This window comes from Microcoleus sp. PH2017_08_TRC_O_A (assembly GCF_020738665.1).
Lineage (GTDB): Bacteria > Cyanobacteriota > Cyanobacteriia > Cyanobacteriales > Microcoleaceae > Microcoleus.
In genome coordinates this window covers 36,896-51,650 of the sequence record NZ_JAEQCE010000001.1, presented here as the reverse complement: position 1 = coordinate 51,650, position 14,755 = coordinate 36,896, and the positions used below count along the sequence as shown (strand labels likewise).

Genomic DNA, 14,755 nt, shown 5'->3' with positions numbered 1-14,755 from the left:
TCTATGGCCGACTAAAGCCTCAAATTCAAACCAATAACTCCCCCTCTCCCCCTCTCCCTCTCTCCCCACCTCCCCCCCTTCCCCTTCTGCAAATGACAAAAAAAATTTTCATAACGGGTGCAAGTGGCTGTATCGGTCACTACATGGCCGAAACCTTGATTCAACAGACAAACCACGAACTCTACCTATTAGTTCGCAACCCCGATAAGCTAAAATTTGACTGGAAAGCGCGATCGGGCATCAATATCATACAAGCCGACATGAAAGATATTGAGCAATTTGCGGAACTGCTGCAAACAATAGACGTAGCAATTTTAGCAGCCACAGCTTGGGGAGGAACCCAAGAAGTTTTTGATGTCAACGTCACCAAAACTCTGCGCCTCATTCAACTACTTTCGCCCCAGACTTGCCAACAAGTAATATACTTTTCAACCGCCAGCATTCTCGGTAGAGATAACAACTTACTCAAAGAAGCCGGAGAACTGGGGACAGATTATGTTCGCTCCAAATACGATTGCATGACGCAATTATCAACGTTAACAAACGTGCCTCCAATTACCGCACTTTACCCAACCTTAGTATTAGGAGGAGATGCCGAAAAACCAGTTTCTCACCTATCATCCGGTTTGCCGCTTGTCGCCAAATGGATTGGTTTGATTCGCTGGCTGAAAGCAGATGGCAGTTTTCACTTCATCCACGGTGCAGACATTGCCACAGTAGTTAATTACTTAGTCGAACATCCGTCCGATTCCGAAGAACCGCGACATTTTGTACTCGGAAATCCGGCGATTACCGCGAACGAAGTTGTCGAACAAGCTTGCAAGTATTTGCATACAAAAATATTTTTTCGGATTACTCTGTCACCTTGGCTTGCCGATTTCTTTATTTGGTTGTTCCGAATTCAGATGGCTGCTTGGGATAGATTTTGTATCAGCTACCGCCATTTTACCTATCAAAATCTGGTCAATCCCGAAAGCATTGGATTGCCGAGTTACTGCGGCACAGTTGCTGATATGTTAAGAACTAGCGGAATTCCAGATAAAAATACAAAGTAGTCCGTACACTCCGCACCAATAATCGGACAGGCTAGAAGCCCATCCCACAATCTTTCTTGTGGGATGGGCTTCTAGCCCGTCCCTAATTCTTTATCCTATTCAACTCTACTATTTCAAATTCTTTTTTGCCTGATTCGGGCACTTTTGAAGCGATTATCGTCAATCAATGGTGAGATACGATAAGATATCAACATTTGCCAACTATAACAGGGAACTGCAAGCTAAAAATTGCGCCCATTATCTTTGTGTTAGGGGGTGTCGCCCCTTTCTAGATAGTCGATCGCGGGCAAGATCGTAATTTTAGCCTTAACATTAAATATTGAGAGTCGATCGAACTCTCAAACGCCAGCCAGATCGCAAGTCTTTTAGTGATGTGAGGTTTAACATACTATGCGAGTGCTTCTAGTTTACCCCCTGTTCCCGAAAACATTCTGGTCTTATGAGAAAATCCTAGAATTAGTCGATCGCAAAGTGCTGCTTCCACCGCTGGGTTTGGTCACAGTAGCAGCCATTCTACCCCAAGAATGGGAATTCAAGTTAGTCGATCGTAACATCAGACAAATCACCGAAGCAGAATGGGAATGGGCAGAGCTCGTTATTCTGTCGGCGATGATTGTCCAAAAAGAAGACTTGTTAGACATCATCCGCGAAGCCAAACGGCGCGGTAAATCCGTAGCCTGCGGTGGCCCTTACCCAACTTCCGTACCCGAAGAGCCCCAAGCAGCCGGCATCGATTACCTGATTCTCGACGAAGGCGAAATCACCCTACCGATGTTCGTCGCAGCCATCGCGCGCGGTGAAAAAAGTGGAATTTATCGATCGGACGGCGTAAAACCCGATGTTACCACAACCCCTGTTCCCCGCTTCGACCTGCTGGAATTAGACAGCTACGACTCAATGTCGATTCAATTTTCCCGAGGCTGTCCCTTCCAGTGCGAATTCTGCGACATCATCGTCCTCTACGGGCGCAAACCCCGCACCAAAGAACCCCAACAATTAATAGCAGAACTAGACTGTCTCTACAACCTAGGTTGGCGGCGCGGCGTCTTCATGGTAGACGACAACTTTATCGGCAACAAACGCAGTGTCAAACTATTGCTAAAAGACTTAGAAGTCTGGCAAATAGAACACAAATTCCCCTTCAACTTCAACACAGAAGCATCCATCGACTTAGCCCAAGACCAAGAATTGATGGACATGATGGTGAAATGTCATTTCAACGCCGTATTCCTAGGAATTGAAACCCCCGACGAAGAAAGCTTGCAAATGACCAAAAAATTCCAAAATACTCGCAACTCCCTGATAGAATCAGTAGAATTAATTGCCAAATCAGGTTTGCGAGTAATGGCCGGATTCATCATCGGATTCGACGGCGAAAAACCGGGCGCAGGCCAACGCATCGTCAACTTCGCCGAAGCAGCAGCAATTCCCAGTACAACCTTTGGAATGCTGCAAGCTTTACCGCACACTGCATTATCGCACCGACTAGCAAAAGAAGGCAGATTGCGCGACAAATCCGGCAACTTGAATCAGACTACATTGATGAACTTCATTCCGACGCGGCCGCTAGAAGACATCGCGAGAGAATATGTTCAAGCATTTTCTGACGTGTACGATGCTGAGAAATATTTAGACCGCACCTACCGCCACTTCTTGATGTTAGGTGCACCTACAGCAAATATACCATCAAGAATCCCCAGTTGGATCGACTTGCGAGCACTGCTAACCGTAGTTTGGCGCCAAGGAGTCAAGCGTTCAACTCGCTGGAAGTTCTGGCATCATTTGTTCAGCATTCTCAAACGCAATCCTGCCGTTTGGGATCACTATTTAACAGTGTGCGCCCACAACGAGCATTTCCTGGAATACCGCCAAATTGTGCGGGATGAAATCGAGGCTCAATTAGCCGAGTTTTTGGCTAATGAGTCTCAGACAGTGTATCAACAACCTGTTGCTACTGAGGAAAAGGAAGTGCAAGTGGTTTAGGGTTGAAGAATTCAACCGAATAGCCAGATATCCGACTTATTTAATTAAGAAGTCGGATATCTAAAAGAAGAGCATTTTACGGCGAAACTGTAGTCTAACTAATTAAGTAGCGCGATCGCAGTCAAACCCCATTGATTTTTCTTTTTATCAAACCTTTTGACAACAGCAAGATTAACTGTTTGATCATTTTGCAACTGAGAAGCTAATTCATGAGGAACATGAACATCCTCTACAAACCCAAAACCCTTTTGATGCAAGCGAAACCGACCTGTTTTACAAGACATACTATCAAATAGTTTGCCCGATTCGCGTTTCTCAACAGCAACCACCGTTAGCCGATCGCCATTCTCATCAACAGTCACTATCACCGGCGCGCCCATTAGTAGATTTAAATTCTTCAGCATTCCTCGTTCTGGACTAACAACTTCTTCAGATACACTATCAGAATGCAATCCAAACTTGAGCATCATCTTGCCAGTTTTTGCTGTAAACGAGCCGAGGTAGTTAGCATTCAATTGCGGGCAATTTTGCCAAATCACCTTTTCGGCATCAGCAGCTATATTTTCTAACACTTCCTCTGCGTTAGATATATTTCCAGCACCAGCATACCAACTAGCAGTCAAGAGATTACGGAGCGATTGGGGGATTTTCCATTTGTTACTGTTACGAACATTAAAAGCTCGATCGGCAGCCCATTTAGCCACTTTCCATTGTCCTTTATTTGCTGCGAGTCGGCTGAGATCCTCAAAAACGCCAACACCAAAATTTTCATCCCTGCAAGTCAAACACGCTTTTGCACAAAGTGCCAATGCTAGTGTAGGATCAGAGGTTTCCACGACTTTAGCTAATGCGTGCCACGCCCAGTAATCGCTACGCTTCTGCTTCACAAAGGAAACCAGAAGTTTTTGAGCTTCTGTCGATCGCCCCAAACGATTTAGCAATAAAGCCTTGCGATAATTTAGCCATTCCGGTTTTTGAACTTTGGCGCGATCAAGTGCAACATCGATCAATGTAATGGCAAAATTTTGTAATTCTGTTGCATCAAGATAATCTTGAACAGTCAATTCACAAGCAATCTTTCCTACTTCTCTTGCTGTTTTCTCAACCAGCGAATCAAAAACTTTACCATCATTAGCAGTAGAAACCTGAAAGTCTTCCGCTTGAAAACTATCAACACCAGCCCATTTTAGGAACTTTGGTAAAAACTTGATTTGCTTTGGAAATCGTAGAATTTGGGATAGCAAACGACTAAATAGCAAATCCGGTCGATTCAGCTTGAGTTTGTAATATTCTCCCAATATTTCCTTGATCTGGCTGACAGACGACTCTGTATCTATGGATTCAGATTGATTAGCTGTATCTACCAGTTTTTTTACTTTGTCGTAGAGAACCCAACCAACACTGCTAGCCAGAAATTTGTCGTTTGGATGCTGTTTTAGCAGTTCGTACCCTCTGGAATAAGCTTCATCTATCTGTCCAGCTTTTCTCAAATTTTTGATTTCTTCTGTTAAATTCGACATTTTTATAACTCCAGTGCGAGGTGAACTAATTCTACAACTTGTACATTTGTGTATCCGATCGGGAAAACTTGCGTCACAAAACCATCTCCATCGTAGAAAACTTGCATTTTGAGAGCGCCCATGTCTGATTTGAGATAGTAAATTTCGTGATAATCATGGTGTTCAATTCCCTGAATTACTATTTTGTGTGGGTCGAGTTTGGCTTTAATTAGATCGTGAACTGTTTGCTGAAATTCATTTCCTAATCGCAGTTTTGATGTGATAGCATCCACAACGACAGTGGCAAATTCCATCGGCTCAGATTTCACAGTTTCAATTCGCGTCACCTGAAATTTGCCATTATAATGCAAGCGAAGAGAACACATTTCTGTATCGTCTTCTGAGCTAAAACCATAAACTTCCTGATAACTATTATGCTTGTATGAAATTACCTGAATTCTATGAAATGTAAGACTTTCCGCGATATGCAAGTAAAGATTTTTTAAAGGTTTTTCCAGGATAGGGAAAGCCGAAATATTTGCATTACCTGATTCTGAATCAGGGTCAAATGCAATGATATCCTTGAAAACAACAGAATCTAGCTTGCCTTGACTGCCGTTCCAAGTTGCTTTAAAAAATGGTGTAATCGAGGGAAAATTCAGGATAAAAAGTCGATTTTGAACTACAGAAAACAAGGTATAAACCAATCGAAAATAAGTGGCATTTGTTTGTCCCTGGCCAGTCTCCATATTCGCGATCGCAGTTTTAAACTTCTGCCCCTGGGCGCGATGCAGAGTCAGCGCGTAACCAAACCTCAGACGCGCTGCGTTTAAGTACGGATCGTTGCGTAGAAACTTTGCTTCGCTAGAATTGTCCGATTCGTCTGATTCTCTTACCTGTTTCTGCTGTTGTCTAAATTTGCTAATTGCTGAAACCCGCAGAGCTACAAGTGTGTCCTTGTCAAATTCTGGTTTGTCCGCATATAAATAATCGCTCAAGCAGAGGAACTCGACCTCTTTACCGTTCTCAAGTAGCCGCACTCTAATCCGCAAAAAATTTATCTGAATTGGCTGTTCGCGTCCTTTCAGCGGTTGGATTAAGGGTGTATTGGGATTAACTTCTATGACTTCAGCAAAAGAGTTATTTGATATATAAGTTTGCTCTAGCTTTTGTTCATCTACTTCGACAGGACTATTGTGGATATGTACAATATCACCTGCAACGATCTCTTTACCTCGACCAAAAAACTCTTGTCTAACCTGATGATTAATGCGGTTAACCAATTCGTTGGTGAAAACTATAAACTTGGTAAATCGGGAATCTTCCAGGAATACAGCTTTCGATATCTCCTGTTGGCGATCGCGATCGACTATTTGGATGCAATTCGAGTCATCGGCGATCGCTCTGAGCTGATTAAATCTGCTAAAATGTATGCTTTGAGCGATTTTTTGACAATTTTTGACAAACAAATTTTGCTGTTGGTCTGGAAGTATAAACTCAAGATTGATGCGATCGATCTCACCGTCTATCGCAGCCTGCAATCGCTCGTAACACAGTGCAGATTCATCTGTTTTGCCTCTCGTTAGCTGAAACGGATCGCCCAGAAAAATCACCTGTCTTTGAGTCTTTTCAATTTCCGTATATTCCAAAAAATCCGTGAGAAGTTTCCCACTACCGTAACGAAAAACATCAGTTTCAAACTGTGAATCGGATATCAGGTGGGCCTCACCGACGATGTAAACCTGTTGCTCTGTATCCTGATTTTTGTTCAATCCATAGATCAGCTGCTCCTTCTCTACTTTATAGTTTTTTGTGAAGATATGCGAGTAAATACTCTTTGACTCTACTGGATAAAGAGACGCAATTTTACTATTAGGAGCAAGAACAGAGTAATTTCGGCTTAAGGATATAGATGTATCGACCATAGCTTTTTGTAGAAGATGCAGGCCAGTTCCAATCATGCCAGTAACGATTAAAATCTTCTTTGAGGAACCTAAAAATTCCTCAACGCGAGCGAATACAGATTCTAGAGACTCAGGTAACTCAAGTTTAGCCATAGCTCAATGACGATTAACTTTACTAGCCGAATATTCTCACAGGTTGAGTAGCACTAGCAATAGTTTTCAGGAAAAAGCTGTTTTTCTCAGTAATTCAGTAACCATCTCAATTTTTTTGTAGCCTATGTTACATGGAACTATCGGATTATTTGTGGCGGGCAAAAGTGCGGAGGTTCCCGCAATCCTAAGAGCTGTAAACCTTAGCTGCGAGACAAATCCGGCGTTCCGACTCGCATCGGAACGGCAGGTTGATCGGCATAGGAGTTACCTCGGAGCGCGCGGTGTCCGTTGATACTGGTTGGTCGGGCAAACGGCTGAACTCACCCGCATACTAAAAAACGCAGATGATTTAGAATCATCTGCGTTCATATGCGGTTTAATTAAACAGGAATTACGCACTGCGAATAAAGAAACCGGGTTTTTTACCGAATCTGTCGCTTACAGCGCGTCTTCTCGCAAAAACCCGGTTTCTGGGATTCCACTCCGAATAAAGAAACCGGGTTTTTTCCGAATCTCTCGGCTACAGCCAATTATTCTGGTAAAAACCCGGTTTCTGGACCCTCATGGGCAAGTCCGACTCAACCCTGTGAAACTCAAGCCGCAACCTGATCTAAAGGCCGCACTTCAGCCAGTAATTTGTGCAAAGCCTCACCTTCAACTACTTCAGTTTCCAACAGCTTCTGCGTGATTGTTTCCAACAATTCCCGATTAGTTTTCAGAATATCCAAAGCTTGCTGATGTGCAGTTTCGACAATTTCTTTGACTTCTTGGTCGATCGCCTCAGCAGTCTGGGCACTCACCGCACGGCGCGCATTTCCCATACCATCGCCGAGGAACGATTGTTGAGCGCGATCGTACGCTAGAGGCCCCAACACCTTGCTCATCCCGTAAGTTGTCACCATCCTTTCCGCTAAATCAGTCGCCCTTTGCAAGTCATTTGAAGCGCCGGTAGTGATGCTACCAAACACGACTTCCTCAGCCGATCGCCCGCCAAGCAGTGTAGCAATTTGCCCGCGCAACTCCGATTCATCCAACAAGAAACGGTCTTCAGTCGGTAATTGCAACGTGTAACCCAATGCAGCCATACCGCGCGGGACGATCGAGATTTTCGCCACTTCGCCGCCGCCAGTCATCACAGCGCCAACCATGGCGTGCCCGACTTCGTGGTAAGCCACAATCTTTTTCTCTTTTTCGTTGAGCACCCGGCTTTTCTTTTCCAAGCCAGCTACAACGCGCTCAAACGCTTCATAAAAGTCTTCTTGCGCTACAGTGAGACGCTTGTTGCGGGCAGCTAGCAAGGCAGCTTCATTGACCAAATTTGCCAAGTCTGCGCCCGAAAAACCGGGGGTACGAGTGGCGACTGCCTTCAAGTCAATATCCGGGCCCAACTTCACTTTTTGAGAGTGAATGTTCAAAATTGCTTCGCGGCCGGATAAGTCCGGGCGATCGACTAAAACTTGGCGATCGAAACGGCCTGGGCGCAACAAAGCAGCATCCAAACTTTCCGGGCGGTTAGTTGCAGCCAGCACAATTACCGTAGTATTGCCCGCAGCAAAACCGTCCATTTCAGTTAATAGTTGATTGAGAGTTTGTTCACGCTCATCATTGCCGCCGAATGCCGCATTTGTGCTACGAGATTTGCCGATCGCATCCAATTCATCGATGAAAATAATACAAGGAGCCTGTTTCTTAGCCTGCTCAAATAAATCTCGGACTCTCGCAGAACCAACACCGACAAACAGTTCGACAAACTCCGAACCAGAGATGCTAAAAAACGGCACACCAGCTTCACCAGCCACTGCTTTTGCTAACAGAGTTTTGCCAGTTCCCGGCGGCCCGACTAACAGCACGCCCTTCGGAATTCGCGCGCCAATTGCCGTGAATCTGTCGGGAGTTTTCAGGAACTCAACAACTTCGACTAATTCAGTTTTAGCTTCCTCTACTCCGGCGACATCAGCAAAAGTAATTTTCGCAGATTCGCCTTCTACGTAGACCTTAGCCTTGCTTTTGCCGATCGACAGCGCGCCCTGTGGCCCGCCACCGCCCCGGTTCATGAAAAATTGAAATATTGCTACAAAAATCAGTGGCGGAACGACCCAGCTTAAAACACTGCCGATCCAGCCATTTTTAGAAGGCGGAGTTGCCGCAAATTCAACGCCTTTTTCTTGCAAAAGTTTAGGCAGTTCCAGGTCAAAAATTGGCGTAGTTGACAAAACTTGTCCTGGTTTGTCGCCTTCGCCTTTGAGTTGGTAGCGGATTTCATTTTGACCTACCGAAGCTCTGACTACATCTTGTTCTTGGACTTGATGGACGAACAAACTGTAAGGCACTTGGGGAATTTGTGGCCCTAACAAATTGGGCAAAAAGATGTTTGCTAGCAGAAACAAGCTTGATAGCAATAACACGATATTGCTGATTTGGCGAAAACGAGGGGGTTGGGGCTGGTCTTTAATTGCCATTGATAAGTGTCATCCTTTTAGTTAATTTTGTTTTATTCATATATTTTGCCATCAAAAGTGCGCGGAGTGCTAAGCGGATTTCCTCACTTGATTAGTCGGTTAACCGGGCTGCACTGATTGGGCATGAAAAACGAACCGCGAAGACGCGAAGAACACGAAGGAAGAGCAGAAAGTTATAGTTATAAATTATTGGTTGATAGTTAATGAATGGTTTTTACTTCAGAATCCCTTTAAGATTCTCTCGCTCTTTTCTTGCTTCGCGCCCTACCCTACGGGAACGGCTTCGCCGAACGTGTCTTCGCGGTTCGATATATTAGAATTCTGGCTAACCGCCCGAGACATTCTTAGCAAACTCTTCGCGTCCAGAAACTAAATTAGCTGGAACGCCGTTAGGGAAACTTTGCGCGATTAAAGCTTGCAACTTTTCAACTCGATTCTCAGGATTCGGGTGAGAGCTCAAAAACTCCGGCGGCGCTTCGCCCTGCCTCGCAGAACCGAGAATTTTCATCACCTCAACAATACCTCTAGGATCGTAACCCGCTTCTGTCATAAACTGAAAACCGAGCCGATCGCTCTCAAGTTCATCTGCTCTACCGTACCGCAAACCGACAACTTGATTGACAGCTTGAGCAATTAATGCTGCTTGTTGTCCGCCACCGCGATCGTCAGTAGTCGCCACCCCAACCGCCGTTACCAAAGACCTGCCCAACTGCTGTTTTGCAAGGTGTTCCGCAGCGTGTCGCCCCACAACGTGACCGCTTTCGTGCCCCAGTACAGCCGCCAACTGAGCCTCTGAATTCAGCAGCCGCATCAGTCCGGCGGTAATGAAAACTTGTCCCCCGGGGAGAGCAAAAGCATTGACAGTTTTGGAGTCTCGCAGCAGGTGGAATTCAAACGGATAACCGGCTTTTTTCGCCTCTGAACCGTTGACAACTCGTTCTCCTACTCGATCGACATATTGTTGAATACTCTGGCCCGGATAAAGCCCGCCGTATTGAGCCGCCATTTTGTCTCGCGCCTCCAATCCCAAAACTACCTCTTGGCGGGGAGAAAGCTGCACCCGCTGTTTCTCTCCAGTGACGGGATTTTGTACGCTGCTGGTAAAATAGGTGATAGCCCCAAAAAATGCCATTAATAAGCCGATCGCGAATCGGAATAAAAATCTACTCACAGGCGTTTACCTAAAAAGTTTAGCCTGTACGCTACCAGAGAGACAGCTACCTCCACATCTATCTGAAGTATCAACAATGAAAATTGGTTCGTAGTGAGGACTTTAGTCCGCATTTTTCCGAGGACTAAAGTCCTGACTACGAACCGTTTTGAGTGCGGGTAATTTACCAATTCCCAATTACTAATTCCCAATTCCCAATTCCCAATTACCAATTCCCAATTCCCAATTCCCAATTACCAATTCCCAATTCCCAATTACCAATTACCAATTACCAAATTTCCCATGTTTCAAACTACTCGCCGCCGCCTTGCTATTTGGTATACTGCCGTTACTGCTGTATTGTTACTTGTATTCGCCACTGGTTTCTATTTCTACGTTCGCAATACTTTGATCGATCGCATTGACGACACTCTCAATCACGTTGTAGAAATAGTAGAGCGAACTCTCGCGATCGAACCGGTAACTTCCCCGAGTAAGGGTGCTAAAACTAAGTTGCAAGTTAATATTCAAACGAGTTTTCGAGATAGCAGCGACGCAGTAGAAGACGACCACATCGATCTAGAATGGTTCAGTCCTACGGGCGAGTTGCTGTGGTCTACTTTGTCGGAACCGCTGAATGTTCCGATTCGCGCTAACCGCACGGGCGAAACGGTTTGGATAATTAATAATAAGTTGCAGCCGGATCAAAACTATTCTCTCAGACAAGTTACGCAGCGTGTGGAAATCGGCCGCCAAGTTTTGGGATATTTGCGAGTCAGCCATCCTTGGTTTGAAGTGACAAAACCGATCCGACAATTAATTTTTGATTTGATTTTGGGCGCGAGTTTAACTTTAATTTGTGTGGCGGCTATTGGCTGGTTGCTGTCGGGATTGGCGATCGCACCTGTGAGAGAATCTTACAGTCGTCTTAAACAGTTTACTGCCGATGCTTCCCACGAACTCAGAAATCCGATCGCCACTATTCAAACAAATGTCCAAGTAGCCTTGGCAGAACCGGACATCGAACCGCAGCAACACCAACAGCTACAGGTTATCGAACGCCTGACGCGCCGTTTGGGGCGGTTGGTTGACGATTTGCTATTTTTGGCCAGACAAGACAGCGGAATCGTGCAGCAGCAGTGGGTTGATGTTCCTCTCGATGCTTTGTTGATGGAGGTAATTGAAGAACAAATGGCGATCGCCCTTACCCAAAAAATCTCTCTCTGTTTGGAAATAATCGATTCGCCCGACACTGAAAATAACTTTACAGTTTTAGGCGACTGGGATCAACTAGCGCGACTGTTTACCAATCTTGTCAGCAACGCCGTGCAGTACACGCCATCGGGCGGCGAAATTGAAGTAGAATTGCAGTTGGCAGCTAAAAACAAAAGAAATTCGTCGGCGATCAATTCTGCACTGCAAATCAAAGTCACAGACACCGGCATGGGGATTGCCCCGGAAGCGCTACCGCATTTGTTCGATCGATTTTACCGCGCCGATCCCGCCCGCACCCACCGCAGCGCCGCCGGTTCTGGTTTAGGATTAGCCATAGCCAAAGCCATTGTCGAAAACCACCGCGGCCAAATCCGGATTGACAGCCAAGTCGATCGGGGAACCGCTGTTACCGTCACCATCCCCGCCCACAAATCAGCAGAAATCCGCCTCTAAACCTCTCTTCCTCTGTGCCCTCTGCGCCCTCTGCGGTTGATCCAAAAAATCTATCCCTCAAACCCTGATTCTTTCTACCTTGCGCCCAAACCCAGCTATTAAAATTCAATTCGGGCATAGATTAACATAAACTTTGTTGGAAATCTCGATCGAACTCGTGAGGAGTTATTTATGTTTCGCCACAATCTACCGTTCAAAAAAATCAGCTTGCTAGCAGCCACCTGCGGCGGTTTACTCGTCAGTCTCGCAACACTTGGACAAGCCGGCGGCCCCCCGCCCCAACCAGGAAAACCCGTATCCCAACCCGCAGCCACTCCCGCACCTGGAAAGCCTGTCAGCGAACCGAGTCCCGCTGCGAGTCCCAGCCCCGCTGCGAGTCCCAAGCCCAGCGGGATGCCCGCCACACCCCAAGATGCCCCCGCCCGATTCCCGATGCCAAGTGCGCGAGTTACGCCGATGGAGGGCATGGTAGTAATTAAACTCGTGAATACCACCAATGCCGTCATCAATTATCAAGTCATTGGTGTTACTCCACCGCGCACTCTGGGCGAACAATCGGAAATTTTACTGAAAAACATCAAAGTACCAATCACCTTCACTTACCAGCGCCCAGACGGCGGATTGCTGTTGGTGCGCCCGCAAGCAACCGCTACGCCGGGAATGTTGCAAGTCAGCTTTGGCGCAACAACAGACTTGGGCGTTGATACAAAATCGATGGAAATTCAGGAAGATGGCAAGGTAATTTTGAATTAAGTTGACTGGTTGACGGTTGACGGTTGACGGCAAAAGAGGAGACGGCATTGCCGTTTCCCTACCTTGAAATAATCATTAATATTCCATAACAGATGTAACCATCGCCCGATTAATTGTAGGGAAACGGCACTGCCGTATCCTGATTTCAGGTAATGGTAAAATCAACCGAATTGGATGATAAAGTTGCCCTCAGTGCGATCGAATATAACCATCAATCGCACGGCAGAAGAGGAGACGGCGATGCCGTTTCCCTACCCCAAAATAATCCATCAAACTCAATGACATCTGTAATCATCGCCCGATTGATTGTAGGGAAACGGCACTGCCGTGTCCTGATTTTTGCCGTGTCCTAATTTCTACCTAATTTCTGCCGTATCTTTCAATCAGCTAGTGACAAAGGAGGTAACTTAGTAAAAGGTAAATCCTCATTAACTGCATCAATTTCTTCCTGTTCTCTTTCATTAATTTGACCGATATAAGACTTAAGAATTTGCGCCAGACGGTTGTTATAAAATCGGTGCAAACTATAATTTGGCGTAGCTGGAAAGCCGCGCCGTTTTTTGTGCCGCCCGCCCGCACCGGGATCGAAGGTTTGGATACCCCGATCGATCGCCCATTCGATCGGTGTATAGTAACAAGCATCGAAGTGTAAGCAGTCAATTTCCTGCAAACTGCCCCAATAACGTCCGTACATTCGATCGCCCTTATACAGGCAAAAAGACATTCCCATCGGCTGTCTCTCGTCTTCCTTATCATAGGCGGCGACAAATAAAACGCGATCGCGATAATTGTCATGCAACTGTTCAAAAAACCGCTTAGTCAAATACTTGCTTCCCCACCAGCCAAACTTGTCGCAAGTATTCTCATAAAAAGCATACATTTGCCCAAACATCGCTTGGGGAATTTCATCACCAGTCAAAGTTTTCACTAACAAACCTGCTGTTTCCACAGCCTTGCGTTCGCGCTTGATATTGCGGCGCTGGTTGGCATTAAATGCGCCTAGATAGTTGTCAAAATTTTGATAGCTTTGATTTTGCCAAATATAGCTGTGGTGCAGCCAAGCGCTAAAACCGTGTTGTTCCATTCTTGTGCGCCAGACAGGATCGACATACAGGAAATTGCAACCAGAGATATTATGCCGATCGCAAAAATGGTCGATCGCACTTACCATTATGCCAGTTAACTCATCTTCATCTTCCCCCGGCGCAATCAAAAAACGATACCCTTCCGCCGGAGTAAACGGCGTCATTCCCATCAATTTCGGATAGTATTCAATACCCAAACGTTGAGCTAAATCGGCCCATTGATTATCGAATACAAATTCGCCGTAACTGTGACTTTTGACATAAAGCGGCGCACAAGCAATCAACTCTTTGTCTCGCCAGACAGTCAAGTGATGCGGTAGCCAACCGTTTTTACCTGTCGCGCTACCGGAAGTTTCGAGATTATTCAGCCAATCCCATTCGAGAAAAGGCGTTTTTAGCGGCATCGCCAAGGCATCCCAGGATGCTTGCGGGATGTCTGCTAGTTTGCTAATCCAGGCTACAGAATATTGAGGCTTGGTCTGTTTCAGCATAGGGAGATTTGAACGTAGAGCGATCGAACTTTATTTAACTTAATACAATTTCCCCTGCTTGTGTAATTACTCGCCACAGGCAAGATGCCTGTGCCACAAATGTTGTGGGGTGGGCTTCTAGCCCGCCCCAACTCTATAATGCAAAAACACCTCACCTCCCACCTGTTTAACCGTCAAAAGCTCTAATTTCGGCGCTAAATCGGCTAAAAAACCCTTTCCCTCCACAGGTGTCGGTGCATCCACGCCACCCAAAATTAGCGGGCATACCGTCAGCCAGAGCTCGTCTATCAAGCCCGCAGCGAGCACAGACGCGACGAGTTTTCCGCCTCCCAAAATTGCCAAACGTTTGATACCGAGGGTTTCTAGCTGCTGAAACGCATCAATCCAATCGATTTCTCCCTCGATGGTGTTGGTTGTTAAAGTGCGATCGAACTTACCGATTGCACCATTTTCAAGAACAGGCAAGATGCCTGTTCCACAAGACAATTCATCTATTGTGGAACGGGCTTCTAGCCCGTGCTCAGCAACAGGCAAGATGCCTGTTCCACAAGACAA

At 45.9% G+C, this 14,755-nt stretch carries 12 protein-coding genes; 5 read left to right on the top strand and 7 right to left on the bottom strand.

The window, feature by feature from the left end; all coding sequences use genetic code 11:
• The first annotated feature begins 92 nt into the window (after positions 1 to 92).
• Entirely contained in the window at positions 93 to 1,055 is a 963-nt protein-coding gene (locus JGK22_RS00195; RefSeq protein WP_293205112.1) for an NAD(P)-dependent oxidoreductase, read from the top strand.
• A 390-nt stretch (positions 1,056 to 1,445) separates the two neighbouring features.
• Positions 1,446 to 3,038 (top strand): B12-binding domain-containing radical SAM protein, encoded by a 1,593-nt coding sequence (locus JGK22_RS00190; protein WP_293312141.1) that lies wholly within the window; start codon positions 1,446 to 1,448, stop codon positions 3,036 to 3,038.
• Between the two features lie 98 nt (positions 3,039 to 3,136).
• On the opposite strand, the gene JGK22_RS00185 is transcribed toward JGK22_RS00190, so the two are convergent.
• The 5 genes from JGK22_RS00185 to JGK22_RS00165 all read right to left on the bottom strand — a co-directional run bounded on the left by JGK22_RS00185 (position 3,137) and on the right by JGK22_RS00165 (position 10,457).
• Positions 3,137 to 4,558: a hypothetical protein gene (locus JGK22_RS00185; RefSeq protein ID WP_293189229.1), complete on the bottom strand. Its 1,422-nt coding sequence runs from the start codon at positions 4,556 to 4,558 to the stop codon at positions 3,137 to 3,139.
• A 2-nt stretch (positions 4,559 to 4,560) separates the two neighbouring features.
• Positions 4,561 to 6,309, bottom strand: a complete 1,749-nt coding sequence (locus tag JGK22_RS00180) for a hypothetical protein (RefSeq protein ID WP_293189231.1) — start codon at positions 6,307 to 6,309, stop codon at positions 4,561 to 4,563.
• Between the two features lie 878 nt (positions 6,310 to 7,187).
• Positions 7,188 to 9,053 carry an ATP-dependent zinc metalloprotease FtsH4 gene (gene ftsH4 / locus JGK22_RS00175; RefSeq protein WP_293189233.1) on the bottom strand — a complete coding sequence of 622 codons (1,866 nt, stop codon included), beginning with the start codon at positions 9,051 to 9,053 and terminating at the stop codon, positions 7,188 to 7,190.
• Positions 9,054 to 9,378: 325 nt separating this feature from the next.
• On the bottom strand, positions 9,379 to 10,224 hold the full coding sequence (locus tag JGK22_RS00170; RefSeq protein WP_293185493.1) for a M48 family metalloprotease: 846 nt from the start codon (positions 10,222 to 10,224) through the stop codon (positions 9,379 to 9,381).
• Entirely contained in the window at positions 10,221 to 10,457 is a 237-nt protein-coding gene (locus tag JGK22_RS00165; protein WP_293185494.1) for a hypothetical protein, read from the bottom strand. Before JGK22_RS00165 ends, JGK22_RS00170 begins: the two co-directional genes overlap by 4 nt.
• Positions 10,458 to 10,506: 49 nt before the next feature.
• On the opposite strand from JGK22_RS00165, the gene JGK22_RS00160 reads away from it, so the two are divergent.
• The 3 genes from JGK22_RS00160 (at position 10,507) to JGK22_RS00150 (ending at position 12,977) form a co-directional block, all read left to right on the top strand.
• The gene (locus JGK22_RS00160) at positions 10,507 to 11,871 is read left to right on the top strand and encodes an ATP-binding protein (protein ID WP_293185496.1); all 1,365 of its coding nucleotides are present in this window, start codon (positions 10,507 to 10,509) and stop codon (positions 11,869 to 11,871) included.
• Positions 11,872 to 12,042: 171 nt separating this feature from the next.
• Complete coding sequence (locus tag JGK22_RS00155; RefSeq protein WP_293189237.1) at positions 12,043 to 12,624, top strand: hypothetical protein; 582 nt, start codon at positions 12,043 to 12,045, stop codon at positions 12,622 to 12,624.
• 152 nt (positions 12,625 to 12,776) lie between these two features.
• A complete protein-coding gene (locus JGK22_RS00150; RefSeq protein WP_293185499.1) occupies positions 12,777 to 12,977 on the top strand; it encodes a hypothetical protein in 201 nt (66 codons plus the stop codon).
• A gap of 26 nt (positions 12,978 to 13,003) precedes the next feature.
• Here JGK22_RS00150 and JGK22_RS00145 read toward each other — a convergent pair whose 3' ends face one another.
• Positions 13,004 to 14,200 (bottom strand): GNAT family N-acetyltransferase, encoded by a 1,197-nt coding sequence (locus tag JGK22_RS00145; RefSeq protein ID WP_293185500.1) that lies wholly within the window; start codon positions 14,198 to 14,200, stop codon positions 13,004 to 13,006.
• Positions 14,201 to 14,317: 117 nt separating this feature from the next.
• Positions 14,318 to 14,755: dihydrofolate reductase family protein (locus JGK22_RS00140; protein ID WP_293185501.1), on the bottom strand; the 438-nt coding region annotated here is incomplete at its 5' end.

Bases quoted from the DNA above. Each gene is read 5' to 3' on its own strand.
- JGK22_RS00195 (WP_293205112.1), top strand. From the start codon at position 93: ATGACAAAAAAAATTTTCATAACGGGTGCAAGTGGCTGTATCGGTCAC.
- JGK22_RS00190 (WP_293312141.1), top strand. From the start codon at position 1,446: ATGCGAGTGCTTCTAGTTTACCCCCTGTTCCCGAAAACATTCTGGTCT.
- JGK22_RS00185 (WP_293189229.1), bottom strand. From the start codon at position 4,558: ATGTCGAATTTAACAGAAGAAATCAAAAATTTGAGAAAAGCTGGACAG.
- ftsH4 (WP_293189233.1), bottom strand. From the start codon at position 9,053: ATGGCAATTAAAGACCAGCCCCAACCCCCTCGTTTTCGCCAAATCAGC.
- JGK22_RS00160 (WP_293185496.1), top strand. From the start codon at position 10,507: ATGTTTCAAACTACTCGCCGCCGCCTTGCTATTTGGTATACTGCCGTT.
- JGK22_RS00155 (WP_293189237.1), top strand. From the start codon at position 12,043: ATGTTTCGCCACAATCTACCGTTCAAAAAAATCAGCTTGCTAGCAGCC.
- JGK22_RS00150 (WP_293185499.1), top strand. From the start codon at position 12,777: ATGGTAAAATCAACCGAATTGGATGATAAAGTTGCCCTCAGTGCGATC.
- JGK22_RS00145 (WP_293185500.1), bottom strand. From the start codon at position 14,200: ATGCTGAAACAGACCAAGCCTCAATATTCTGTAGCCTGGATTAGCAAA.